Raw genomic sequence first — 23,332 nt, 5'->3', positions numbered from 1 at the left:
TCCTCAATCCGAAGACGGACGTGAAATTCCCAGGATGGCGGCCGCTTCGGCGCTGCCATCCTGTAGCGCCTGAGTCGGCCCATCATAATAAATCTGCCCGTCTACGATCAGCACCGTACGTTTTGCGATCCGCATGGCATCATCCAGATTGTGGGACACCATCAACAGCGTGAATTGACGCTCCTGACACACGCTTTCAACCAGATCGAGCATCTCCTGACGCAGCGCGGGATCGAGTGCCGAGAACGGTTCATCCAATAGCAGAATCGGCTGATGACGCACCAGACAGCGTGCCAATGCCGCACGCTGGCGCTGTCCGCCAGAAACCTGCGAGGGCAGACGATCCAGAAGATCGGCCAGACCGACCCGATCGGCAATCTGCCGTAACGTCTCGCGCTGTTCTGCACTAAGCCGCAGGCCGGGATGTAGCCCCAGCGCGATGTTTTGCCCGATTGTCAGATGAGGAAACAGGTTATTTTCCTGAAACAGAATCGAAACCGGTCGTTTAGCGGGAGGCGTCTCGCGGTGAGATTCGCCGTTAAGTCGTAATTCCCCGCTGTCTGCCATCAGGAAGCCCGCAACCAGATTCAGCAGCGTGCTTTTCCCTGCGCCGCTGGGGCCGAGGATGGCGATGCGCTCGCCCGGTTTGACGTGAAAATCAAAATGCATGGGCAAGTGCTGATAAAAGTAGGTCAATTTCTCAAGCGTGATCATGACGGCCTGCCAGTTTCTCAATCAGGGTAAATAACATAAAGCACAGTAGCATTAAGAGCAGCGCCGTGACTGCACCGTCGGCGCTGCGATAGGAACCAATTTGCTGGTACAGATAGAACGGCAACGTGCGGAACTGCTCATTACCGAACAGCGCAATGACGCCGAAATCACCAATCGATAGCACGCAGGCAAAAGCCAACGCCTGCGCCAGCGGCTGTTTTAGCGCGGCGAGTTCGATCAGTCTCAGCCGCTGCCAGCCGCGAATACCCAGCGATGTGCAGAGTCGGTTGTAGCGTTCGGCAACGTCCAGCATCGGGTTTTCCAGTACTTTGATCGCGTAGGGAATTGCCATCAGCGCGTTGGTGAACACCACCAGTGCGTAAGGGGATTGTGGTAGCCCGATGCTGTTATTCAGCAGCAGGAAAAAGCCGGTTGCCAGCACAATGCCCGGCATGGCGAGGATGAGCATACCGCTCAGGTTCATCAACTGCCCGTAGAGTGGCTTCTGGCGTAACTTGAGCTCGCGACTGCTCCAGAGCAGCATCATGGTTAGCACCAGACACAGGAGTCCTGCGCCTAAGGCAATGCGCAGCGAGGTAAACAGCGTTTGCCAGAGCACAGGCTGTTGCAGCACGGTAACCAGCGATCGGTTCACACCATCGACCACCACGGCCAGCAAGGGAGGGACGACCAGCAGCAACAGCGCACCAATCAGCAGGCCGTCGGTGACGCGGCTTAAGGCGCTATCCTGAGGATTGCGCCAGGCAAGCTGTTGTGTGCTGCCGACCGGCAGAATACGTCCCAGCCGCTGGCTCAGCAGCACCAAGCCGAGACAGCAGACCATCTGAATTAACGCCAGCAGCGCCGCGCGTCCCGGATCGTAATCAAAGCTTAATGCCTGATAGATAGCCAGCTCAATTGTGGTTGCCTGCGGGCCACCGCCCAGCGACAGCACTGTGGCAAAGCTGGCGAAGCAGAGCATAAAAATCAGTGCGCCAGTGGGTAAAATCTGTCGGCGCAGGGCGGGCCATTCCAGCAGGCGGAAATGCTGCCAGCTGTTCATACCCAGATTGGCGGCCAACTGACGTTGCTCGGTAGCGATGCCTTCTAACGACTGCAACAGCAATCGGGTCGCCAGCGGCAGGTTGAAGAAGACGTGCGCCAGCAGGATACCCTGCAACCCATAGGGCGAAAACGTGTATTTCAGGTCAAACCAGCCCAGCGCAGAGGCCAGCCAGCCTTGCCGACCATAGACGCTGAGCAGGCCAAAAACAGCGACCAGCACGGGCAGCACCAGCGTCATCGCGCACAGGCGCAACAGCCAGCGATGGCCGGGAAAGCGCCGCCGATACAGCGCTCTGGCAAGGAAGATCGCCGGAACGGTGGAAAACAGCGCAGAGAGAAAGGCCTGCCAGAAGGTAAACCGGATGACATGCCAGAGATAGCTGTCATGCCATAGCGTGCGCCACTGGCTTTCGGGCGCCTGTAGCCATAGCGCGCCGAAAGCAAGTGCGGCAACGGAAATTAACAGCGTTGTGGCCAGTAGCCCCGGCCACAGACGTCCGCCGATCAGTGGCTGACGGCGCGTTGCCATGTCTGAATCCACTGCGTCCTTTGGTCGGCTACTTCCTGTGCGCTGAACTGCATGGCTTTCTCAGGAACCGCGAGCGCCGCGAAGCCTGCTGGCAGATCGGTTTTAACCGCCGGATACATCCAGTTTGTGGTAGGAATAGCCTGCTGGAACGTTGGGCTTAGGATGAACTGCATAAAGCGTTTTGCCAGTTCGGGATTTTTGCTGGAAGCCAACTGCCCGGCGATTTCAATTTGCAGATAGTGCCCTTCGCTAAAGGTGGCCGCTGCGTAGTTGTCTTTCTTTTCTTCAATGATGTGATAGGCCGGTGACGTGGTGTAGCTCAGCACCAGATCCGCTTCCCCTTTCAGGAACAGACCGTAGGCTTCACTCCAGCCTTTGGTGACGGTAACGGTTTTTTTCGCCAGCTTCTGCCAGGCTTGTGGCGCATCGTCGCCGTACACTTTCTGCATCCACAGCAGCAATCCCAGTCCCGGTGTGCTGGTGCGCGGATCCTGATAGATCACTTTCCACGGTGCATTGCTGTCCACCAGCTCATGCAGGCTTTTCGGCGGATTTTTCAGCGTGTCTTTGTTATACACAAACGCAAAGTAGCCGTAGTCGTAAGGAACGAACGTCTTATTGCTCCAGCCGCCCGGCACCGTGACGGCACGGGTGTCCTGACCGTGTGGCGCAAACAGGCCGGTTTGTTCTGCTGCCTGCAACAGGTTGTTGTCCAGTCCCAGAATGATGTCCGCTTTGCTGTTTTTGCCTTCCATACGCAGACGGTTCAGCAGCGATGCGCCGTCTTCCAGAGCGACGAAATTCAGTTCGCACTCGCACTCTTTTTCAAAGGCGGTCTTGATGACAGGGCCCGGACCCCATTCGGAAGCGAACGAATCGTAGGTATAAACGGTAAGCGCAGGCTTGGCGAAGGCCGAAGCAGAGAGCAGTAACAGGCAAGGCAGGCTGATTTTCAGCGCGGTGGCTGAACGGTGTAGTAATTGATTTAACACTTTGCACTCCTGAGAATCATAGGGTGGCAAAGGACTTTGAGGCAGCAATAAGCCGCACTCTCAAATCCCTTCGCCGGTATTAACCGGATCAGGTTCGACGGGTATCTTCTCAGCGAAAAATTTTCCGCACCCCGTTGAGAACGGCACATTGTAAAGGGTTAAGTCGGGCAGCGAAAGGCTCTCAGCGTTCCGGCGGCGCAAACCAGGCGGATTTAAAATCAAACCAGCCCAACATATTCATCCTGACGCCGCGCATACTGCGTTGCCCTTGAAGTTGTAGCCAGTGGTGCAACAGCGGATACAGTTGGCCGCTATCGATCAGTTTTTCACACCATTCCGCCATCGGCAGCGAGTGATTGCGCCACTGCTGCGCGTCCGCATGCAGATCGTCATCCAGACAGTGCTGCACCAGCGGGAGTTCGTAGATCATCGCGAACAGGGAGAATTCGAGCGGCAAATAACAATTCACGCTGCTAAACCAGATATCGCTCTCGGCATTGCCTTGATACCAGTCTTCGTAGCTGACCGTCTGGATATGCAATGTGACGCCGTGCTGCACCAGTAGCGTGCGCATAATCTCGCTTAATATCCGGTATTCAGGGTGTGCCTGATAGAACGTGAGTGTGACCTCCGTCAGCCCTTTCGGAAGGGATTGCGGCACATCGGGATGGTGATGGTGCCAGCGCGGCAGCAGGCTGTAGGCCGGTGACCAGTCACGTTGGTTACTGGTATTGGCGTGGTTGAGTAGCGAAATCGGGTTAAATACCTGTCTGAGCCACTGCTGAGCTTCCGGTCGTGATGCTAACGGCGAACGCTTGTCGAACAGCAGGAAATAGCCACCTTCTTCCATCCGGCTTTCTAACTGCTCGTGACGAGAATTGTCAGACTGGAGTTGGATGGATACGGGCATTTCCTCCGGTTCGTCCGGCAGGACCCAGATATTGACCTCATCAATCAACGCCCGATAGCCAAAATAATCATCGAAGGCGCGGATTTTCAGTTGATTGCTGTTATTACGCACCACGGCGTAAGGGCCGGTGCCAATCGGGTGTTGTGCAAAATCCGGTAGCGTTTGCCACTCTTGCGGTAAAATCATGGCGTGCACGCTGCCTAATAGCCACGGTAGCCATTTATCTGGGCTGTTTAGCTGGATATCGATCACGAACGGCATCGGCGACGTTACGGCTTCAATATGAGAAAAGAGTGGAAGCGGAATAAGACGAGAGAGTGACGTGGTGATGTCATCCATTGTGAGCTCGCGCCCATGATGAAAGCGGATAGCCGGGCGCAGATAAAAGCGCCAATGCAGGGGGGAGATCATCTGCCAGTGATGAGCCAGATCGGGTTCAATTTCCCCATTTTCCTCATTTATATTGGTGAGTCCGCTGAAAATTTGCCGGGCAATGTGCATCTCTGAACGCCGTAGCGCCGAGCCGGGCAGTAAATTGCGTAAAGGACGGTAATAGAGGATGCGCAGAATGTGTTTCCCCTGCCGGAAGCTCCGCCCAAGGTGGGCAAGTAGCATCTGGCGCACCGCTTCCTTGTCACCCACCAACTGCACCAGTTGTTCAATGCGATCCTGTTCCAGCAGATCCTCGGCACGCTGCTGCTGTAGTGCTAATCCGGTATACACAAAGGAGAGCTGCGAGCGTTTTCCTCTTCCGGCTTCGGCTTGCCAGACAAGCCAGCCTTCTTGCTGCATCGCATTCAGCAGTGAACGGATATGGCGGCGTGAGCAGTTCAACACACCAGTCAGCTCTTGCAGCGTGGTGTCGGTGGTTTGTCCCTGAAAATGTTGCCACAGGCGGATGAACTGTTGCTGCAATCGAGGAGAAGACATAAAAGAGGAACTCCCTGCACTAAAGTCATCAATTTATCTTTCCCTATATTACGTCGATACTTTCTAACAAGGAAAGAGAGGAGGTGGCTTATGGCAATTTCCCGTTTGTCCCAGTTCTATCGAACCTACTTATCGACCTGTAAAGCGAAGTGGTTGCGATGGATGTCTACCCAACAGCGCATTGCATTATTGCAGCAGGCGACGCAGTGGCACCTGAAAGACATGTCCGACGACGAATATCGTCATTGGCTCTAGGTGGTGTGAGAAAAAAAATTCTGAGTAATGGTGACGTTTCACCAGCCAGCGAGTTTTTTCGCTGGTTTTTTTTATGGTGTTTACCTGCTGCTAGCTTTGGCTGCTGCGGGTGGTTTGCATGGTTAAAGGGATTTTTCCACTTAGAACCCATCAAGCAGGAAATCAACGGCGTCCTTGATTGTTTTTCGGTACACCTGCGCATCCATAACTTCATGGCCAAGTTGTGAGCGGCGTACGCTCGCCATTTCATGGGTCATTATCAGGTAATCGTTGCCTTCGACAGTGACTATCGGCGTTAGCCTTCGAGCTGGTGGTCTGGCAATTTTGTGTAGTGGAAACAACGGTATCACCAGGCGGGTATGTAATTCCCCGATGATGTCACTTTGGATGTTGAGCAGGTAAGGGTATGAGTTGCTGTTACCGTTATTACGGTAAACTTTATATTGCATGCTTAAAACGTCCTGTCATCGTCGGATAATAAGCCGTGTTTATCTGTGATACGGTTTAGTTCCTGTAATGCCTTCTGGTTCTGCTGCTTCCATTTTTCCCCTTCAGAAAGGCGAATTTCTCTCTTCAGCGCCTCGGTGAGTATTGCGGATAAGTTAATTCCGGCTTCACGTGCCTGTTGGAGCAACACGGGTTCCAGCGTCACACTGACCGTTTTTTTATGACGAACGCTTGTTACGGGCATAAGGCCTCCGAAAATTACACGTGTAATAGCACGTGTAATGATTATGCGTTTGGTTCTGGTGTATAGCAACCTCCACGGAAATGAAATATACCCGCTTATTTCGCTGGCGATTAAACGGCGTGATCGGCTTGCGTGCGGCTTCGCAAAGCGAATCGAAGAAGAAGACTGGAGAGGAAGCATGCTCGCAGAGAAAAACGTCGGGCATGCTACGGCGGGTTACTCCACCGGTTTTAGACGGGCGACAACGTGCCGAAGCATGGGGATCATTGGTGAACATTAACCTGAGCGTGTCGTAGCGTGATGCTTTTATATTCAGAATGGCGAAATAATAAATCAATCAGTAATGTTGAATGTTAAAGCGTGTTTATTTTCAGTAAAACAGAATGAATCCATTAATCTATCTTTGTTGCTATAATTAATATTAACGTAAGAAAAGTGACTAAAATAATTCACTAATTTAGCGTGATGGTTTTTATTTTAAACTATTCGTATGGAAATGATTTATTTTAAAATCATAGGTGGTATTTTTGTGATGGCGGTCTTGTAGGTGAAATTATTTTTTAGAGGTTACTATTTTTTCTCTCACGTTTAACGCACATTGTCACAATCTTTAAATATTATGTAACATGTAGCCGCGTTCTATTTTTCTTGCTTATTTACCGGCAATTCACTTCACAGCAATTTTTTGAATAACTCGATGGATGTAAAAATGAGCGATGTTCCTTACCAGTCAATAGCGATTTACGAAAAACCAGAACCCTGGCACGCTGCCCCAGGCGTACATAACATTAAATTGACGCCCCTTTTCGTTATTGTTTTTTCTGGTGTTTTACTACTTTTTGCCTTGGCGGTTTCCACATCGTCCTATTTTCTTAAGCAGGCTGAACAGTCGTTAAATAGCTCAACGTTGGAATTGAATGTTCGAATGGAGCTGGTTGATAGTGCTAACCATATGCGTGCGGCGCGTATGAGTTTGCTACATGCTGTGAATCACTTACGTAATGGCCTCACTGATAACTATAATGCGAGTATGAAAGCCGCAGAAGAGCGTCTTGCGTTGTCTCAGCAAATGTTTAATGGATATCAAAACCGAGCGGTTCGGGCGGGTGCTGAACTCGCCCGCGATAATGAATTAAAAGCGCGTTACAGCGATTATGTTGAGCGGGGTATCAAGCCCATGTTTGACATAGCGAAAAAGGGCAATGTTGAAGAGCTCAATGCGTTTGAGTCGACAGCCATGTCTAAATTGGATGATGAGTATGATGTGCCGCTGAAAGCGTCTTACCTTTACCGGGTTGAGATGGCAAAAAATATTAATGTGACGGCTGAAAGGCATTCCACACTGGGATATACGCTCATGACGGGCGCATTTATTCTGGCTATCATACTGACAGGAATGACATTTTTATTAATTCGTCGAGTCATTATTAACCCAGTACAGTATTGGGTATCCCGCATACAGGCGATCGCGCAGGGGGATTTAACGCGCGCGAGTGTGGATGTGGGAAGAAATGAAATTGGAATTTTGGGGGACAATATTCAGCAAATGCAGGATTCGCTCTCAGAGACGGTTGGTTCAGTACGCGATAGCGCAGAGTCCATTCATAGTAGTTCGACGAAAATTGCTGTCGGTAACACGGATTTGTCTGCACGTACAGAGCAGCAGGCCGCGGCACTGGCGGAAACAGCGGCCAGCATGGAGCAGCTCACGGCTGCGGTGAAGCAGAATACCGATAATGCACACCATGCCAGCGAGGCAGCGATAGAGACGTCATCCAAAGCGGTAAACGGTGGCAGCATTGTTGAACAGGTGGTGGGGGCTATGGCGGATATTGCCAAGAGTTCAGACAAAATTGCTGAAATTATCGCGCTCATTAATGGGATTGCATTCCAGACCAATATTCTGGCGTTGAATGCGGCGGTTGAAGCAGCGAGAGCGGGCGAGCAGGGCAAAGGCTTTGCGGTGGTGGCAGGAGAAGTGCGTAATCTGGCACAGCGCTCGGCTAACGCCGCAACGGAAATTGCCGCACTGATTAAAGAATCCGAAACTAGGGTGACCGAGGGAACGTCACTAGCATCCGAAGCGGGTAAAGCGATGGCCGAGATTGTGGCTGAAATTAATAACGTTACCCGCATCATGAATGAAATCGCGCTGGCTTCCGATGAACAGAGCAGCGGTATCAATCAGGTGTCGTTAGCGATATCAGAAATGGATCGGGTTACGCAACAAAACGCGACGCTGGTGCTAGAGGCTTCCTCGTCTGCCGCATCGCTCGAGCAGCAGGCTGAGCGGTTGAATCTTGGCGTGTCCCGGTTTCATCTGATGTAAACCGGTTGGTAAAAAGCCAAGAGCCGTAAAAAGACAAGAATGTATTATCAATAGCCAGCGGCTCCGTCGCTGGCTTTTTTTTGCAGTTTTTTCCAGCATGGGGATGTGAATCCGCTTCTGATAGAATCAGTGAAACAGGTACGCCGTTTCTGGCTATCTATAAAGAAGTACGCAGATGTCGTTTCCGCCAGAGCAATTTTGTACAAATGATAAGAGGGTTAACGCGTGCAGAAAAAGCCGGTGGTGCAAGAGCAGACACATTTCAGGCATCTGGAAGCATTAGGTGGTCTGGATATGTTGCAGGCGCAGTACTATCAGCAGCGCTTTCCTCGCCATGTGCATGATACGTATTGCATCAGCGTGATTGAGCAGGGGGCTCAGCGTTTTTATCGTTCCGGTGCAGAGCATGTTGCGCCCAAGGGTGACATTATTCTGGTGAATGCGGACGATGTGCACACGGGGAGTTCCGAGGTAGAAACGGGCTGGGCCTATCGCGCCGTTTATCCGCATCCCGATCTTTTTCGCTCGATTAATCAGGATCTTCAGCGCGCAAAGGACTCCATTCCGTGGTTTCCCAACGCCGTTATTCACGACCCAGGGCTGTCTGATCAGTTACTCATGACGTTCAATATGCTCGCTCAGCCGGGCAATATGCTATTAAAAGAAACGCTGCTGTTGTCGTCATTAACCTGGCTGACGATGCGCTATAGCAAGACGCGCCTGACACCACAGATACTGCCCGTTGCGACGCAAAACATACTGAATGTTAAAGCGTTTATGGACAGCTATCCCGAGAGAGAACTTGCTCTCGTTGAATTGGCCGCGCTGGCTGAACTCAGTGTGTGGCACTTCTTACGACAGTTTAAAGCGGTGGTGGGGATTACGCCTCACGCCTACTTGATTCAGGCTCGTCTGCGCAAGGCTAAGGAATTATTGCGTAAAGGCGATGCTATCCTTGATGTCTCCGTATCGTGTGGTTTTACCGACCAGAGCCATTTCCATCGTCATTTCAAAAACTCGTTGGGATTGACGCCGGGCGAGTTTGCTAAAGGCAACCAATAAATAGGCTTACCCTCTATTCCGAGGGTAAGCAACTTTATCCAATACTCTTAAAAGACGGTTTGTTAGTTTTCCGCTATCGATTTATTTATGGTAGTGCAATGTTATATGGAAAACACCGTAGCCCGTTCATCGTCTGAATCAAAAGACACCGTGAGTCCGTGGAAGCACTTTATGACCGGCGTGGTTGAAATGCTGCCGCTCTGTTTGTCCGTGGTGCCCTGGGGCATTCTGGCCGGTTCTATGGCTATCCAATCGGGATTATCTGTCGGGCAAAGTATCGGGATGTCCGCGATTATTTTCGCGGGAGCGGCGCAACTCGTCTCGCTTGGGTTGCTCATGTCTGGGGCAAATGTCGCGACGCTATTAATCTCCGTTTTTTTTATCACCGCGCAGCACCTGATATATGGCCTGACGCTGCGTGAATACGTTTCAACGTTGAAATTAAGAAAACGGCTTCCTATCGGGTTTTTATTATCAGACGAGCTTTTTGCACTCAGTGAAAAGAAAGACAGGAAGAACAACGTTAGCACTAGCTATTTAATCGGTGCGGGTTTCACCTTTTATATTTTCTGGAATATCTTCAGTATTCTTGGCGTAGTCATGGCCTCATCGGTGCCCGATTTGGATAAGTATCACCTTGATTATTCTATCGTTGCCACGTTTATCACCATCGTTGTACCGATGATAAAGAAGATCAGTACCTTCTCTGGCGTCCTGTTTTCCCTGCTGTTGTCGATGCTATTGAGCTATTTCAAGGTAGAAGGTGCCATTGCTATTGCTGGTGTCGGCGGCATGTTTTTCTCTGTTCTCATCGCATCTGTACTTAAGGAAGAAAAATGAGCTGGTTATTGATATTCGTTCTGGCAGGGATCGTGTTTTTTAATCGCTATATCTTTCTTGAACCCGCGGTGCCGGTAAAAATTCCCGTTTTACTCCATCGGGCGTTAAAGTATTCAGCCCCCTGTTTACTCACCGCGATTTGCGGACCGATTATTTTGATGGACCACGGCGTTATTCGCGCATTTCCTGATAACCCGTATTTTCTCGGCGCGATAGTGAGCGTCGTGATTTCATTCTTTATCAGAAATATTGTGGTCGCGGTGCTCTTGAGTATGATGGCTTTTTATCTTATTGCTGGGTTGCTGTAATCAACGTCATTCTTCCAAAAAAAAAAGCCCGCAATAAAGTGCGGACTTCGGGCTATCTGTAGTTTTTAATCAGTTCAAAAAGGCTGGCTGATTCTTTTCATACTCGGTGATAGACGCTTCGTGTTGCAGCGTCAGGCCGATGCTGTCTAACCCGTTGATCATACAGTGACGGCGGAAGCTGTCGATTTCGAACGGATAGCTTTTGCTGCCCGCCTGAACGACCTGATTTTCCAGATCGACCGTGAAGGTAATACCTTCCTGACTGTCAACCAGCTTGAACAGCTCATCCACTTCTTCGTCGCTCAACTTCACTGGCAGCAGTTGGTTGTTAAACGAGTTGCCGTAGAAAATATCGGCGAAACTTGGGGCAATAACGACGTTGAAGCCATAATCGGTCAGCGCCCACGGTGCGTGCTCACGGGAAGATCCGCAGCCGAAGTTTTCCCGCGCCAGCAGGATACTCGCCCCTTTGTAATGTGGCTGGTTCAGCACAAACTCAGGGTTAGGCTGTTGGCCTGCATCATCCAGAAAGCGCCAGTCGTGGAACAGATGTTGGCCGAAACCGGTACGTGTCACCTTTTGCAGAAACTGCTTGGGGATGATGGCGTCGGTATCGACGTTAGCGGCATCCAGAGGAACCACCAGACCTGTGTGTTGGGTAAATTTAGCCATGTCGGTTTCTCTCTTAATTCAACTCGCGGACGTCGGCAAAGCGACCCGTTACTGCCGCAGCCGCAGCCATTGCCGGGCTGACCAGATGGGTGCGACCCGCGCGACCCTGACGGCCTTCAAAGTTACGGTTGCTGGTTGATGCACAACGTTCGCCGGGGTTCAGGCGGTCATTATTCATCGCCAGACACATAGAACAGCCCGGTAAGCGCCACTCAAAGCCCGCCTCGATGAACACTTTATCCAGCCCTTCCAGCTCTGCCATCGTTTTTACCGGACCGGAACCGGGTACGACGATAGCCTGAACGCCAGCGGCAACTTTGCGCCCTTTGGCGATTTCTGCTGCTGCGCGCAAATCTTCAATACGCGAGTTGGTGCAGGAGCCAATGAAGACTTTATCGATCTTCACATCGGTCAGTTTAATGCCGGGTTGCAGATCCATATAGGCCAGCGCTTTAGCAGCGGAGGCGCGTTCTACCGGATCGCTGAAAGAGTCAGGGCTAGGGATTTCCTGATTGACGGCGATAACCTGACCGGGGTTAGTACCCCAGGTAACCTGCGGTGCGATCTGCGCGGCGTCCAGTGTGACGATCGTATCGAACTGCGCGTCATCATCTGATTTCAGCGTGCTCCAGTACGCAACGGCGGCATCCCAGTTGGCGTCTTTCGGTGCAAACTGACGGCCTTTCAGGTAATTGAAGGTTGTCTCGTCCGGTGCAACCAGACCTGCCTTCGCACCCATCTCAATCGCCATATTACACAGCGTCATACGGCCTTCCATGCTCAGCGCACGAATGGCTGTACCGCAGAATTCAACCACATGACCGGTGCCGCCTGCGCTACCGGTTTTACCGATGATCGCCAGCACGATGTCTTTCGCGGTGATGCCATGAGCGGCATCACCCGTAACTTCAATCTTCATGGTTTTGGCGCGACCCTGTTTCAGGGTTTGCGTCGCCAGCACATGTTCTACTTCCGACGTACCGATACCGAAAGCCAGTGAGCCAAACGCGCCGTGCGTTGCCGTGTGTGAGTCACCGCAGACGATGGTCATACCCGGCAGCGTCATCCCTTGTTCAGGGCCGATAACGTGAACGATGCCTTGATATGGGTGGTTCAGGTCATACAGTTGAACGCCGAATTCTGCACAGTTCTTGATTAACTCCTGCATCTGAATGCGGGCCATCTCGCCACTGGCGTTGATGTCTTTGGTCTGCGTGGACACGTTATGGTCCATGGTCGCGAAGGTTTTCCCCGGTTGACGAACCTTACGGCCCATCGCACGCAGACCGTCGAAGGCCTGTGGGGAAGTCACTTCGTGTACCAGATGTCTGTCGATATACAGCAGCGGCGTTTCGTTCGGCGCTTCATGAACCACGTGCGCTTCGAACAATTTTTGATATAACGTTTTACCCATGGTTATGCCCCTTGCGCGACAAAACGCGCAATCACGTCGCCCATTTCATTGGTGCCGATCGCGCTGCCGGTGCTTGCCAAATCGGCAGTACGATAGCCTTCAGCCAGTGCGGTATTAACTGCTTTTTCGATCGCCTCTGCGGCATCGTCTGCACCCAAGCTGTAGCGCAGCAGCAGTGCCAGCGACAGAATCTGTGCAATCGGGTTGGCAATATCTTTACCAGCGATATCTGGTGCGGAACCGCCAGCCGGTTCGTATAGGCCAAAGCCTTGCTCGTTCAGGCTGGCAGAAGGCAGCATGCCCATTGAACCGGTAATCATGGCGCACTCGTCGGACAGAATGTCACCGAACAGGTTAGAACACAGCATCACGTCAAACTGAGACGGATCCTTAATTAATTGCATTGTCGCGTTATCGATATACAGGTGGGACAGCTTCACATCTGGATAGGCTTTGGCGACTTCGTTGACGATCTCGCGCCACAGAATCGAGCTTTGCAGCACGTTGGCTTTATCGATAGAAGTCACGATGCTGCGACGCTTGCGAGCGGATTCAAACGCGATATGCGCGATGCGCTCAATCTCGAAACGGTGATAGACCTCGGTATCGAAAGCACGTTCATACTGACCGCTACCTTCACGCCCTTTTGGCTGGCCGAAGTAGATTCCACCTGTCAGTTCGCGGACGCACAGGATATCAAAGCCTTTCGCGGCGATGTCACTACGCAGCGGGCAAAACGCTTCCAGCCCCTGATACAGACGCGCAGGGCGCAGGTTGCTGAACAGTTTGAAGTGTTTACGCAGAGGCAATAACGCACCGCGCTCCGGCTGTTCTGCCGGTGGCAGGTGTTCCCATTTTGGGCCGCCAACGGAACCGAACAGAATCGCATCGGCCTGCTCACAACCTGCGACGGTCGCCTGCGGCAGCGGTGTGCCCTGACGGTCAATGGCGATCCCGCCAACGTCATATTCGCTGGTGGTAATGCGGATGCCAAAACGCTGACGTACCGCATCCAGTACTTTATGGGCCTGCGCCATTACTTCTGGGCCAATGCCGTCTCCGGGTAAAACGGCGATATGGTAGCTCTTTGTCATCACACTGTTTCCTGACTGTTTTGTTGTTTGCTATCGTTTTGTTGTTGGTTGCTGTGCTGCTGCAGACGTTGAATTTCTTTTTCTACCTGCTGAGCACGTTTGATGTTGTTTAATACATTTACCATTGCCTGCGCGGAAGATTCAACGATATCCGTTGCCAGACCGACACCGTGGAAACGACGCCCTTGATAATCCGCGACAATATCAACCTGACCCAGCGCATCACGGCCCTGACCTTTGGCGGTCAGTTGGTATTTAACCAGCGAAACCTGATAACCCGTAATGCGGTTGATCGCCTGATAAACGGCATCCACCGGGCCATTGCCTGTCGCTGCTTCTGACTGGGTGTCTTCGCCGCAGATCAGTTTGACAGAAGCGGTTGCCATCACGCTGGAGCCGGACTGAACGCTGAAATAATCCAGATGGTAGAACTCAGGCTCTTCCTGCTGACGGCTGATAAAGGCCAACGCTTCCAGATCGTAATCAAAGACCTGACCTTTCTTATCCGCCAGTTTCAGGAAGGCAGAGTACAAATCGTCCAGATTGTAGTCGCTGTCCTGATAGCCCATTTCTTCCATTCGGTGTTTCACCGCCGCGCGACCAGAACGGGAAGTCAGGTTCAACTGTACTTCTTTCAGGCCGATGGATTCCGGCGTCATGATTTCGTAGTTTTCACGATTCTTCAGCACGCCATCCTGGTGAATACCAGAGGAGTGGGCGAAGGCGTTGGCACCCACAACCGCTTTGTTGGCAGGAATGGGCATATTGCAAATCTGGCTGACCAACTGGCTGGTACGGTAGATTTCCTGATGATTGATGTTGGTGTGCACATTCAGGATGTTATGGCGGGTTTTGATCGCCATGATGACTTCTTCCAGTGAACAGTTACCCGCACGCTCGCCGATACCGTTCAATGTGCCTTCTACCTGGCGAGCGCCTGCATGTACCGCTGCCATGGCGTTGCCGACAGCCAAGCCCAGATCGTCGTGAGTGTGAACAGAAATGATGGCTTTATCGATGTTGGGAACGTGTTGGTACAGAGAGGCGATGATATTGCCGAACTCATGCGGCATGGTGTAGCCGACGGTGTCTGGGATATTGATGGTGCGAGCGCCGGCGTTGATGGCGGCTTCAACCACGCGACACAGGTCTGGGATTGGCGTACGGCCCGCGTCTTCGCAGGAAAATTCAACGTCGTCTGTGTAGTTACGCGCGCGTTTGATCATGTAAATGGCGCGTTCGATCACTTCATCCAGCGTGCTGCGCAGCTTGGTGGCGATGTGCATCGGTGAGGTTGCGATAAAGGTGTGAATACGGAAAGCTTCTGCGACACGCAGCGCTTCTGCGGCGACATCAATATCTTTCTCAACACAGCGGGTCAGGCCACACACACGACTATTTTTGATGTTGCGGGCAATCGTCTGAACGGATTCAAAGTCGCCGGGAGAGGACACAGGAAAGCCGACTTCCATGACATCAACGCCCATACGCTCCAGGGCGAAGGCAATTTGCAGCTTTTCTTTTACACTCAGGCTCGCCTGTAAAGCCTGTTCACCATCGCGTAATGTGGTATCAAAAATAATGACTTGCTCGCTCATCGGTTTAGTTCCTTGTCGTGTCTACTTGTACTTAGCGCTCGGCGAGTAAAAAAAAACCCGCGCATCGGCGCGGGTTTTTGTATCGTGTGGCGAGAAACTTAGTTCTGAACTCTGCCCACAAACCTACCGCGCAAGAAGGATGCGTTTAGTAGTAGGCCTAGTAGGACAGTAAAGTTGAACATGGTGTCTCGTCATCTGAAATTCGGTGTTCCTTTATTGGTACGCGATTATCAGGGTTATGTCAACTTTTGATTGGTGTGACATGCGTCAAGTAAACCAGCGATAGCCTGCGCCGAATGAACGAAAGATCGTTGCGGTTTTGAACAATGACGGTAGACTGCACGCCAAATAATGTACAGCTGTACGCTGAAATGCTGTCAAATTCTTCCCCCTTAGAAATTCTTTTACAGATGAATAATCATTTACAGCCATACCATGTGGTGCACCGGGTCCAAGATCAAATCAATCACTGCGCAGGCCGTATCACGTTGCGCGAGTGGACGCCTGCGGGCGAACAGCAGCTCACCTGGACACAGGCCGGGCAGCGTATTCAGCGGATTGCCAGCGCGCTCTTAGCGCTGGGGCTGGATGTTCAGGAACGGGTTGCGATTTTCTCTCATAATTCAATGAACTGGTCGCTGGCCGATCTGGCTCTGCTGCACCTGCGTGCGATCAGCGTGCCAATCTATGCCACGAATACGGCGGCGCAGGCGGCATTCATCATCAATGATGCGGACATCCGTACGATATTCGTTGGCGGTCAGGAACAGTTGGATGCGCTGCTGGCGCTGCGCGATACCTGCCCACAGCTGCGAAACATCATCGTGATGGATGAGGGCGTTAACCTGCGCGGCAGTGACATTGTGCAATCCCTGCGCGAGTTTGAAGCGCAGGCGGTAGACGATTTCTGGCGTGAGGAATGGCAAACGCGCATCGACAGCCGCGATCTCAACGATCTGTTTACGCTGATTTATACCTCTGGCACGACGGGTGAACCGAAAGGCGTCATGCTGGATTACACCAACATGGCGATGCAGTTAAAGCTGCACGACGATCGTCTGGATATGTCAGAAAACGACGTATCGCTCTGTTTCTTGCCGCTTTCTCACGTATTTGAGCGCGCATGGAGCTTTGTCATTATGCACCGTGGCGCGCAGAACGTGTATCTCAGCGATACGAATCTGGTGCGTGCCGCAATGCAGGCGGTGAAGCCTACCGTGATGTGTGCCGTTCCGCGTTTTTATGAGAAAGTTTACAGCGCAATCCATGAAAAAGTGGCGCAGGCACCGTGGTATCGCCAGCGTCTATTTAACTGGGCTATTGCGCAGGGGCAACACGCTTTTCTGGCGAGCCAGGCCGCGAAGAAAGGCGGTCTTTTCCGCCGCGTGATGCATCGCTATGCAGACCGACTGGTGTTAGGGAAACTGCGCCAACTGCTGGGGGGCGAGATTCGCTTTATGCCAGCTGCGGGCGCGCGACTGGATGACAACATCATTCTGTTTTTCCGGTCGATTGGGATTCGCATCATCTATGGCTACGGCATGACTGAAACCTGCGCGACGGTTTCCTGCTGGGAAGAGGGCCGCTTCCGCTTAGGCTCTATTGGTACGCCGCTGCCGGGCATTGAGGTTCGCATTGGCGAGGAAAAAGAGATTCAGGTACGCGGCGCAACCATCATGCGAGGCTATTTCCACCGTCCGCAGGAAACCGCAGAAACCTTTACCGAAGATGGCTGGTTGAAAACCGGCGATGCGGGGGAACTGGATGCCAACGGTAACCTGTTTATTACCGAACGGTTGAAAGATCTGATGAAAACTTCGGGCGGTAAATATATTGCACCGCAGCATCTGGAAGGCACGCTGGGGCAGGATCGCTTCATCGAGCAGGTTGCGATTATTGCGGACACGCGTAAGTATGTGTCTGCGCTGATTGTTCCCTGTTTCGAGGCGCTGGAAGAATACGCTCACTCCATCAATCTGAAGTACCACGATCGTCTGGAGCTACTGCGCCACAGCCATATTATTGAGCTGTTCGAGCAGCGTCTGCGGGAGATGCAGAAAGAGCTTTCCCGCGTTGAGCAGGTGAAGAAATTCACGCTATTGCCTGTGCCGTTTTCGATGGCGGAAGGGGAATTGACGCCAACGCTCAAGCTGCGCAGGAAGATCATCAACCAGCGTTACCAACTGGAAATTGATGCGATGTACGCAGAGTCTTGATGCTGTCGTAGGCCGGGAAGCGCGTTTCCTGAAAAGAAATGTGGTTTTCGGCCTCAATATTTCACTCTGTAATTTGTGGCCTTTATGGACGATCTCTCAGGTCTGAAGGTTCCCAGTTAGTATTTTATCTCAGTTCCTTTTTCCCCCACGTTCGATTGCCCCTAGGCCTGATTAAGGGCGGTGGTTTTTTGCCGTTTGTCTGCGTCATAATCTGGCGTTATGTTAATGGGTTATCAGTAATCCCTATAAAATTTCGTATTCTTGTACTAAAAGTTAACAGTATTAATACAACGTGAGCGCGGGGATTTCCCCGGTCAATACAGAAGCGGATTCCGCTTTCTGAACAAAAGAGGCAGACCCATGGAGATGTTGTCAGGCGCCGAAACGGTGGTCCGATCGTTGATCGATCAGGGCGTAAAACATGTGTTCGGTTATCCGGGCGGTGCGGTGCTGGATATTTACGACGCCCTGCATACGGTTGGCGGTATCGAGCATATTTTGGTGCGGCATGAGCAAGGTGCGGTACATATGGCGGATGGTTATGCGCGTGCGACGGGTGAGGTCGGCGTCGTGCTGGTCACGTCTGGTCCCGGTGCGACCAACGCGATTACCGGTATCGCTACTGCCTATATGGACTCCATTCCTATGGTGGTGTTGTCCGGTCAGGTTGCGACTTCGCTGATTGGCTATGATTCCTTTCAGGAATGCGACACGGTGGGGATTTCCCGGCCTATCGTTAAGCACAGTTTTCTGGTCAAGAAAGCGGAAGATGTCCCGACGATCCTGAAAAAAGCATTTTATCTGGCATCAACCGGACGTCCGGGGCCTGTGGTGGTCGATCTGCCGAAAGACATCATGAATCCGGCGAATAAGCTGCCGTACGTTTATCCCGAAAGCATCAGCATGCGTTCCTATAGCCCAACGGTTCAAGGGCACAAAGGGCAGATTCGTCGTGCGCTGCAAACCCTGTTGGCGGCAGAAAAGCCGATTATCTACAGCGGTGGCGGTGTGATTAACGCGGAGTGCCACGAAGAACTGCTGACGCTGGCGGAAAAACTTAACCTGCCAGTGACAACCTCTCTGATGGGGCTGGGTGGTTTTCCCGGAACGCACCGCCAATGCCTCGGCATGTTGGGGATGCACGGGACGTATGAAGCCAACATGGCAATGCATAACGCCGATGTGATTTTCGCCGTTGGGGTTCGCTTCGACGACCGTACGACGAACAATTTGGCGAAGTACTGTCCGAATGCGACGGTATTGCATATTGATATCGATCCCGCGTCGATTTCCAAAACGGTCAATGCCGATATCCCTATCGTTGGCGATGCTAAACAGGTGCTCAGCCTGATGCTGGAGCTACTGGAACACGATGGTGCACCGCAGCAGTTTGATGCGCTGCGCGACTGGTGGCAAGGTATTGAGCAATGGCGTGGGCGTCACTGTCTGAAATACAGCACTGAAGGCGACAAGATTAAACCGCAGGCGGTGATTGAAACGCTGCATCGGCTGACGGAAGGTAAAGCTTATGTGGCATCGGACGTCGGTCAGCACCAGATGTTCGCCGCGCTGTATTATCCGTTTGATTTACCGCGCCGCTGGGTGAACTCCGGTGGGTTGGGTACGATGGGCTTTGGCCTGCCTGCGGCATTGGGTATCAAGCTTGCGCTGCCGGAAGAAACAGTCATTTGCGTAACGGGCGATGGCAGTATTCAGATGAATATTCAGGAGCTTTCTACGGCGCTGCAATATGATTTGCCTGTTGTGGTGATCAACCTGAACAACCGTTTCCTCGGCATGGTGAAGCAGTGGCAGGATATGATTTATTCTGGCCGCCATTCCAGTTCTTATATGGAATCGCTACCGGATTTCGTCAAGCTGGCTGAAGCGTACGGTCACGTCGGGATTTCTATCGATACGCCGGACGAACTGGAAAGTAAGCTGTTGCAAGCGCTAGCACAGAAAGATCGTCTGGTGTTTGTTGATATCAACATCGACAGCAGCGAGCATGTTTACCCCATGCAGATTCGCGGCGGGGCGATGGACGAAATGTGGTTGAGCAAAACGGAGAGGACCTGATCATGCGGCGGATTTTATCAGTATTACTTGAGAATGAATCAGGCGCCTTGTCACGTGTCGTCGGCCTGTTTTCACAGCGGGGCTACAACATCGAAAGCCTGACAGTGGCACCAACCGAAGACCCAACGCTATCTCGTATGACTATCCAGACGGTAGGTGATGAGAAAGTGCTGGAACAGATCGAAAAGCAACTGCACAAGCTGGTGGATGTTCTGCGCGTCAGCGAGCTGGGGCAGGGCGCGCATGTTGAGCGTGAGATCATGCTGGTGAAGCTACAGGCTACGGGCTATGGTCGTGAAGAGGTGAAACGCTGTGCCGATATTTTCCGCGGCCAGATCGTGGATGTCACCGCTTCGCTTTATACTGTACAGCTTGCTGGCACCAGCGATAAATTGGATGCATTCCTCAGCGCCGTGCGTGAAGTGTCCGAAATTGTTGAAGTGGCGCGCTCTGGTATCGTCGGCGTATCGCGCGGCGATAAAATCATGCGTTAATCGACTTTTCGCTGCTTTTTCTTTTAAGAGGCCCGATAATCGTATCGGGCCTTTTTATTTCCCTTATCTTATATAAACACAATATATTCAGCTTAAAAGACATCCATTATTGATATGGCAGCTTGAAATATGTGGGTAACGTGATAAAAGCAGTTGCCGTACAAAAGCTTCTGCTGTTAGATCTACGCCATATCCATGATGATTTTATGGTCATCACACTATTTATTGAGCCGGCCTACTTATTTTCCGGCCTACTAAGGGGTTACCGTGAAACTGGATGAAATCGCGCGTCTTGCGGGTGTTTCACGCACGACAGCCAGCTATGTCATTAACGGGAAAGCAAAACAATATCGCGTCAGTGATAAGACCGTTGAGAAAGTCATGGCTGTCGTCAGGGAGCACAATTATCATCCCAACGCTGTCGCGGCTGGATTACGTGCCGGGCGCACGCGTTCAATTGGTTTGGTTATTCCCGATTTGGAAAATACCAGCTATACACGTATTGCTAATTATCTGGAGCGTCAGGCCAGACAGCGCGGATATCAGCTATTAATTGCGTGTTCAGAAGATCAGCCGGACAACGAGATGCGGTGTATTGAGCATCTGTTGCAGCGCCAGGTTGACGCGATTATCGTTTCTACCGCATTACCGCCGGAGCACCCGTTTTATCAGCGCTGGATAAACGGTGGTCTGCCGATTATTGCGTTAGACAGGGCGTTAGATCGTGAACACTTCACCAGCGTAGTCGGTGCCGATCTTGAGGATGCCGAGATGCTGGCACAGGAATTACGGAAAGTGCCTGCGAAATCGGTAGTCTATCTTGGTGCTTTGCCAGAGCTTTCTGTCAGTTTCCTGCGTGAGCAGGGGTTCCGACAGGCGTGGGCGGGTGATCCGCGTGAAGTGAAATATCTTTATTCCAATAGCTATGAGCGTGTGGCCGCTGCTGCCGCGTTTATGGATTATTTGAAAAATAACCCTATGCCCGAAGCGTTATTTACTACCTCATTCCCGCTATTGCAGGGAGTGATGGATGTCAACCTGAAGATTAACGGGCGTTTGCCGAATAATCTGGCTATCGCGACCTTTGGGGATAATGAGCTGTTGGATTATCTGGAGTGCCCAGTATTGTCTGTCGCTCAGCGCCATCGTGAAGTCGCAGAACGCGTACTGGAGCTGGTGCTGGCCAGTCTGGATGAGCCGAAAAGGCCGAAGCCTGGTTTGAATCGTATTCGACGTAATCTGTATCGTCGTGGCTCACTGAGCCGCGCGTAACCTCTGTCTGCATTTCTGCGCCATAGTGACTATGGCGCTTCTTCTTACTTAATCTCAATTCACTACCTAATCTCAATTCGCTTTTATGGCAATGCGACCCGGAATAGCCGACGACAATATTCCAGAAAGTAGCCATATATCACGCCTGTCACCATCGACACCACCAGATTACTGGTGACGGCGGTCAGGATTTGCGCAGGATTTGCCCCGATAGACCAGAGGATAATGGCATAAACAGGGGATTGGAAACTGACATAAGCAAACAGATCGGCAACGCTGCGCACCAGGAAATGATCGCCACCGTGACGTCTGACCATATTCAACACGCGATCGCGATAAAGTCCGTATGGCCAAGCAATGGCAATATTAACGGGGATCGACAACAAGCGTGAAGACAGTGATTGCTCGACGCTCATACCGGAAAGCATGATTTCAATTGCCATGCCGATGATGAAACAATAGATAACGAGCGCAAAGGTATCGGCGGTGGCACTTCGCAATCGTGACGTCGGGGAAAACATAACTGGCTGCTCCATTCCTAGTATGGATGAACTGGTGTAATCAATATGTATGGTTTTTTGTTGTGTGTTTTTTGTTTTTTATAGTGTACATCACTGATTGTATTGCTTGGTATTAGTGAAAAAAAATTATTTTTAGCGTTTTTTTATATTTTGTCGCTATTTTATTTTTAGTTGTAATGTTTCTTGTTTTTTTATTGTGGTGATGAGATTAAAATTGTTTAAAAACAAATGGTTATTTTATTTTTTGAAGGTGGAGGAACGATGAAGGTTAAATAGTTTTAACGCATTGAAGGACGTGAGGAAATAACCGATAAAAAGGCTATTTGTGTCGTTTCTTTTTAATGCTTGTCTGGATGAGGAGGGTGTACAGCTTATCCAGAACGTTTCCTGGACCTGTTTTTTTCAGGAAACTGTATTTGTCGGTAATGATAGCTTAACGTTAAGTAAGTTGGCTGATTAATAAATAGTCGGTGATATTGGTGTTAAAAATGTGACATTGAACAACTATTAATAACCACGGTATGATTCTGCAGGCCCACGTATCCCTTGGTGCTCAAGGTGTTCAGCCTGATAAGACTAGTCTGAAAACCTTTATCTTTGGTATCAGCTTGTGACAATAAAAATAATCGAGATGCTGGAATTGGTGGTTATATGTTTGTAATTTTCCAGTTTGGCGGTGAAATTTTCTTAAATTATCATGACGTTAATCTTTGTTAATTCTTACTCCTTATTTCTTTTATCTCTATACAGTCCCCAATTCATTCAGGAATAATCCCAAAGCGCGTCCGCTCTGGCTTGACAAGGTTTTCATACCCTCCGTACACTCTTAAAGGTGGGGTTTTGTGGGGCAAAGTGGTGAAAAAGGTTATGGAGGGGTAAGTCAGGTATGTTTCGTGGGGCTACGCTGGTTAACCTCGACAGTAAAGGGCGCCTTGCTGTGCCTACCCGATATCGGGAAATGCTGAACGGGGAATCGCAAGGTCAAATGGTTTGCACCATTGACCTGCATCAGCCATGCCTGCTGCTTTATCCCTTACCTGAATGGGAAATTATTGAACAAAAACTGTCGCGCTTGTCGAGCATGAACCCTGCTGAACGTCGTGTTCAGCGTTTGTTATTGGGGCATGCCAGCGAGTGCCAAATGGATAGTGCAGGGCGTTTGTTGATTGCGAATACGTTAAGGCAGCATGCGGACCTCAAAAAAGAAGTGATGCTAGTCGGGCAGTTCAACAAGTTTGAACTGTGGGATGAACAGACTTGGTATCAACAGGTCAGGGATGATATTGACGCTGAACAATCGACTCAGGAACCTTTGTCTGAGCGGTTGCAGGACCTATCGCTATAGCC

General features: G+C 51.1%; 21 protein-coding genes and 1 riboswitch. Of the genes, 10 read left to right on the top strand and 11 right to left on the bottom strand.

Features of this window, described 5'->3' with window-relative positions; translation table 11 throughout:
• Positions 1 to 3 precede the first annotated feature (3 nt).
• The 4 genes from thiQ to sgrR all read right to left on the bottom strand — a co-directional run bounded on the left by thiQ (position 4) and on the right by sgrR (position 5,140).
• The gene (thiQ, locus tag K7X24_RS07425; protein WP_224553997.1) at positions 4 to 714 is read right to left on the bottom strand and encodes a thiamine ABC transporter ATP-binding protein ThiQ; all 711 of its coding nucleotides are present in this window, start codon (positions 712 to 714) and stop codon (positions 4 to 6) included.
• Positions 701 to 2,308 carry a thiamine/thiamine pyrophosphate ABC transporter permease ThiP gene (gene thiP / locus K7X24_RS07420; protein WP_224553995.1) on the bottom strand — a complete coding sequence of 536 codons (1,608 nt, stop codon included), beginning with the start codon at positions 2,306 to 2,308 and terminating at the stop codon, positions 701 to 703. Before thiP ends, thiQ begins: the two co-directional genes overlap by 14 nt.
• Positions 2,284 to 3,264: a thiamine ABC transporter substrate binding subunit gene (thiB, locus tag K7X24_RS07415; RefSeq protein WP_146043586.1), complete on the bottom strand. Its 981-nt coding sequence runs from the start codon at positions 3,262 to 3,264 to the stop codon at positions 2,284 to 2,286. The genes thiP and thiB overlap by 25 nt, the downstream gene beginning before the upstream one ends.
• A gap of 83 nt (positions 3,265 to 3,347) precedes the next feature.
• A riboswitch (TPP riboswitch) is annotated at positions 3,348 to 3,444 on the bottom strand.
• A 37-nt stretch (positions 3,445 to 3,481) separates the two neighbouring features.
• The gene (sgrR, locus tag K7X24_RS07410) at positions 3,482 to 5,140 is read right to left on the bottom strand and encodes an HTH-type transcriptional regulator SgrR (protein ID WP_224553992.1); all 1,659 of its coding nucleotides are present in this window, start codon (positions 5,138 to 5,140) and stop codon (positions 3,482 to 3,484) included.
• Positions 5,141 to 5,230: 90 nt separating this feature from the next.
• Between sgrR and sgrT the strand changes: the two genes are divergently transcribed.
• Positions 5,231 to 5,395 (top strand): glucose uptake inhibitor SgrT, encoded by a 165-nt coding sequence (sgrT, locus tag K7X24_RS07405; protein ID WP_130634369.1) that lies wholly within the window; start codon positions 5,231 to 5,233, stop codon positions 5,393 to 5,395.
• Between the two features lie 140 nt (positions 5,396 to 5,535).
• Here the strand turns inward: sgrT and K7X24_RS07400 are convergent, their stop codons facing one another.
• Both K7X24_RS07400 and K7X24_RS07395 read right to left on the bottom strand, forming a co-directional pair.
• Complete coding sequence (locus K7X24_RS07400) at positions 5,536 to 5,844, bottom strand: CcdB family protein (protein WP_039483443.1); 309 nt, start codon at positions 5,842 to 5,844, stop codon at positions 5,536 to 5,538.
• Positions 5,845 to 5,846: 2 nt separating this feature from the next.
• Positions 5,847 to 6,086 (bottom strand): type II toxin-antitoxin system CcdA family antitoxin, encoded by a 240-nt coding sequence (locus K7X24_RS07395; protein WP_052012050.1) that lies wholly within the window; start codon positions 6,084 to 6,086, stop codon positions 5,847 to 5,849.
• Between the two features lie 709 nt (positions 6,087 to 6,795).
• On the opposite strand from K7X24_RS07395, the gene K7X24_RS07390 reads away from it, so the two are divergent.
• The 4 genes from K7X24_RS07390 (at position 6,796) to K7X24_RS07375 (ending at position 10,625) form a co-directional block, all read left to right on the top strand.
• On the top strand, positions 6,796 to 8,415 hold the full coding sequence (locus K7X24_RS07390; RefSeq protein ID WP_224553990.1) for a methyl-accepting chemotaxis protein: 1,620 nt from the start codon (positions 6,796 to 6,798) through the stop codon (positions 8,413 to 8,415).
• A gap of 225 nt (positions 8,416 to 8,640) precedes the next feature.
• A complete protein-coding gene (locus tag K7X24_RS07385) occupies positions 8,641 to 9,477 on the top strand; it encodes an AraC family transcriptional regulator (RefSeq protein WP_224553988.1) in 837 nt (278 codons plus the stop codon).
• Between the two features lie 105 nt (positions 9,478 to 9,582).
• On the top strand, positions 9,583 to 10,317 hold the full coding sequence (locus tag K7X24_RS07380; RefSeq protein ID WP_103861882.1) for an AzlC family ABC transporter permease: 735 nt from the start codon (positions 9,583 to 9,585) through the stop codon (positions 10,315 to 10,317).
• Entirely contained in the window at positions 10,314 to 10,625 is a 312-nt protein-coding gene (locus tag K7X24_RS07375) for an AzlD domain-containing protein (protein WP_224553986.1), read from the top strand. The genes K7X24_RS07380 and K7X24_RS07375 overlap by 4 nt, the downstream gene beginning before the upstream one ends.
• 69 nt (positions 10,626 to 10,694) lie before the next feature.
• Here the strand turns inward: K7X24_RS07375 and leuD are convergent, their stop codons facing one another.
• Genes leuD through leuA form a run of 4 tightly spaced genes read right to left on the bottom strand, consistent with a single transcriptional unit; the run spans position 10,695 to position 15,403 of the window.
• A complete protein-coding gene (gene leuD / locus K7X24_RS07370) occupies positions 10,695 to 11,297 on the bottom strand; it encodes a 3-isopropylmalate dehydratase small subunit (protein ID WP_224553984.1) in 603 nt (200 codons plus the stop codon).
• Between the two features lie 13 nt (positions 11,298 to 11,310).
• A complete protein-coding gene (leuC, locus tag K7X24_RS07365; RefSeq protein WP_103861880.1) occupies positions 11,311 to 12,711 on the bottom strand; it encodes a 3-isopropylmalate dehydratase large subunit in 1,401 nt (466 codons plus the stop codon).
• A gap of 2 nt (positions 12,712 to 12,713) precedes the next feature.
• Positions 12,714 to 13,805 (bottom strand): 3-isopropylmalate dehydrogenase, encoded by a 1,092-nt coding sequence (gene leuB, locus K7X24_RS07360; RefSeq protein WP_010298064.1) that lies wholly within the window; start codon positions 13,803 to 13,805, stop codon positions 12,714 to 12,716.
• Positions 13,805 to 15,403, bottom strand: a complete 1,599-nt coding sequence (gene leuA / locus K7X24_RS07355; RefSeq protein WP_224553982.1) for a 2-isopropylmalate synthase — start codon at positions 15,401 to 15,403, stop codon at positions 13,805 to 13,807. The genes leuB and leuA overlap by 1 nt, the downstream gene beginning before the upstream one ends.
• A 410-nt stretch (positions 15,404 to 15,813) precedes the next feature.
• Here leuA and K7X24_RS07350 point away from each other — a divergent pair, with 410 nt between their 5' ends.
• From K7X24_RS07350 to cra, 4 genes are all read left to right on the top strand, one after another.
• A complete protein-coding gene (locus tag K7X24_RS07350) occupies positions 15,814 to 17,619 on the top strand; it encodes an AMP-dependent synthetase/ligase (RefSeq protein WP_182813170.1) in 1,806 nt (601 codons plus the stop codon).
• 360 nt (positions 17,620 to 17,979) lie between these two features.
• Complete coding sequence (gene ilvI / locus K7X24_RS07345; protein ID WP_224553980.1) at positions 17,980 to 19,698, top strand: acetolactate synthase 3 large subunit; 1,719 nt, start codon at positions 17,980 to 17,982, stop codon at positions 19,696 to 19,698.
• Between the two features lie 2 nt (positions 19,699 to 19,700).
• Positions 19,701 to 20,192, top strand: a complete 492-nt coding sequence (ilvN, locus tag K7X24_RS07340) for an acetolactate synthase small subunit (protein WP_010681718.1) — start codon at positions 19,701 to 19,703, stop codon at positions 20,190 to 20,192.
• Positions 20,193 to 20,459: 267 nt separating this feature from the next.
• Positions 20,460 to 21,464 (top strand): catabolite repressor/activator, encoded by a 1,005-nt coding sequence (cra, locus tag K7X24_RS07335; protein ID WP_224553978.1) that lies wholly within the window; start codon positions 20,460 to 20,462, stop codon positions 21,462 to 21,464.
• Positions 21,465 to 21,547: 83 nt separating this feature from the next.
• On the opposite strand, the gene K7X24_RS07330 is transcribed toward cra, so the two are convergent.
• The gene (locus K7X24_RS07330) at positions 21,548 to 21,985 is read right to left on the bottom strand and encodes an L-alanine exporter AlaE (RefSeq protein ID WP_224553976.1); all 438 of its coding nucleotides are present in this window, start codon (positions 21,983 to 21,985) and stop codon (positions 21,548 to 21,550) included.
• Between the two features lie 886 nt (positions 21,986 to 22,871).
• Between K7X24_RS07330 and mraZ the strand changes: the two genes are divergently transcribed.
• Positions 22,872 to 23,330, top strand: coding sequence for a division/cell wall cluster transcriptional repressor MraZ (mraZ, locus tag K7X24_RS07325; RefSeq protein ID WP_010298042.1), 459 nt, complete (start codon positions 22,872 to 22,874; stop codon positions 23,328 to 23,330).
• The last annotated feature ends 2 nt before the right edge of the window (positions 23,331 to 23,332 follow it).

This window comes from Pectobacterium versatile (assembly GCF_020166435.1).
GTDB classification, from domain to species: Bacteria; Pseudomonadota; Gammaproteobacteria; order Enterobacterales; family Enterobacteriaceae; genus Pectobacterium; species Pectobacterium versatile.
This window is presented reverse-complemented; position numbering and strand designations above follow the sequence as displayed.

Excerpts from the sequence above, each read along its gene's own strand:
- thiQ (WP_224553997.1), bottom strand. The coding sequence starts at position 714 with ATGATCACGCTTGAGAAATTGACCTACTTTTATCAGCACTTGCCCATG.
- thiP (WP_224553995.1), bottom strand. The coding sequence starts at position 2,308 with ATGGCAACGCGCCGTCAGCCACTGATCGGCGGACGTCTGTGGCCGGGG.
- sgrR (WP_224553992.1), bottom strand. The coding sequence starts at position 5,140 with ATGTCTTCTCCTCGATTGCAGCAACAGTTCATCCGCCTGTGGCAACAT.
- sgrT (WP_130634369.1), top strand. The coding sequence starts at position 5,231 with ATGGCAATTTCCCGTTTGTCCCAGTTCTATCGAACCTACTTATCGACC.
- K7X24_RS07400 (WP_039483443.1), bottom strand. The coding sequence starts at position 5,844 with ATGCAATATAAAGTTTACCGTAATAACGGTAACAGCAACTCATACCCT.
- K7X24_RS07395 (WP_052012050.1), bottom strand. The coding sequence starts at position 6,086 with ATGCCCGTAACAAGCGTTCGTCATAAAAAAACGGTCAGTGTGACGCTG.
- K7X24_RS07390 (WP_224553990.1), top strand. The coding sequence starts at position 6,796 with ATGAGCGATGTTCCTTACCAGTCAATAGCGATTTACGAAAAACCAGAA.
- K7X24_RS07380 (WP_103861882.1), top strand. The coding sequence starts at position 9,583 with ATGGAAAACACCGTAGCCCGTTCATCGTCTGAATCAAAAGACACCGTG.
- K7X24_RS07375 (WP_224553986.1), top strand. The coding sequence starts at position 10,314 with ATGAGCTGGTTATTGATATTCGTTCTGGCAGGGATCGTGTTTTTTAAT.
- leuD (WP_224553984.1), bottom strand. The coding sequence starts at position 11,297 with ATGGCTAAATTTACCCAACACACAGGTCTGGTGGTTCCTCTGGATGCC.
- leuC (WP_103861880.1), bottom strand. The coding sequence starts at position 12,711 with ATGGGTAAAACGTTATATCAAAAATTGTTCGAAGCGCACGTGGTTCAT.
- leuB (WP_010298064.1), bottom strand. The coding sequence starts at position 13,805 with ATGACAAAGAGCTACCATATCGCCGTTTTACCCGGAGACGGCATTGGC.
- leuA (WP_224553982.1), bottom strand. The coding sequence starts at position 15,403 with ATGAGCGAGCAAGTCATTATTTTTGATACCACATTACGCGATGGTGAA.
- K7X24_RS07350 (WP_182813170.1), top strand. The coding sequence starts at position 15,814 with ATGAATAATCATTTACAGCCATACCATGTGGTGCACCGGGTCCAAGAT.
- ilvI (WP_224553980.1), top strand. The coding sequence starts at position 17,980 with ATGGAGATGTTGTCAGGCGCCGAAACGGTGGTCCGATCGTTGATCGAT.
- ilvN (WP_010681718.1), top strand. The coding sequence starts at position 19,701 with ATGCGGCGGATTTTATCAGTATTACTTGAGAATGAATCAGGCGCCTTG.
- K7X24_RS07330 (WP_224553976.1), bottom strand. The coding sequence starts at position 21,985 with ATGTTTTCCCCGACGTCACGATTGCGAAGTGCCACCGCCGATACCTTT.
- mraZ (WP_010298042.1), top strand. The coding sequence starts at position 22,872 with ATGTTTCGTGGGGCTACGCTGGTTAACCTCGACAGTAAAGGGCGCCTT.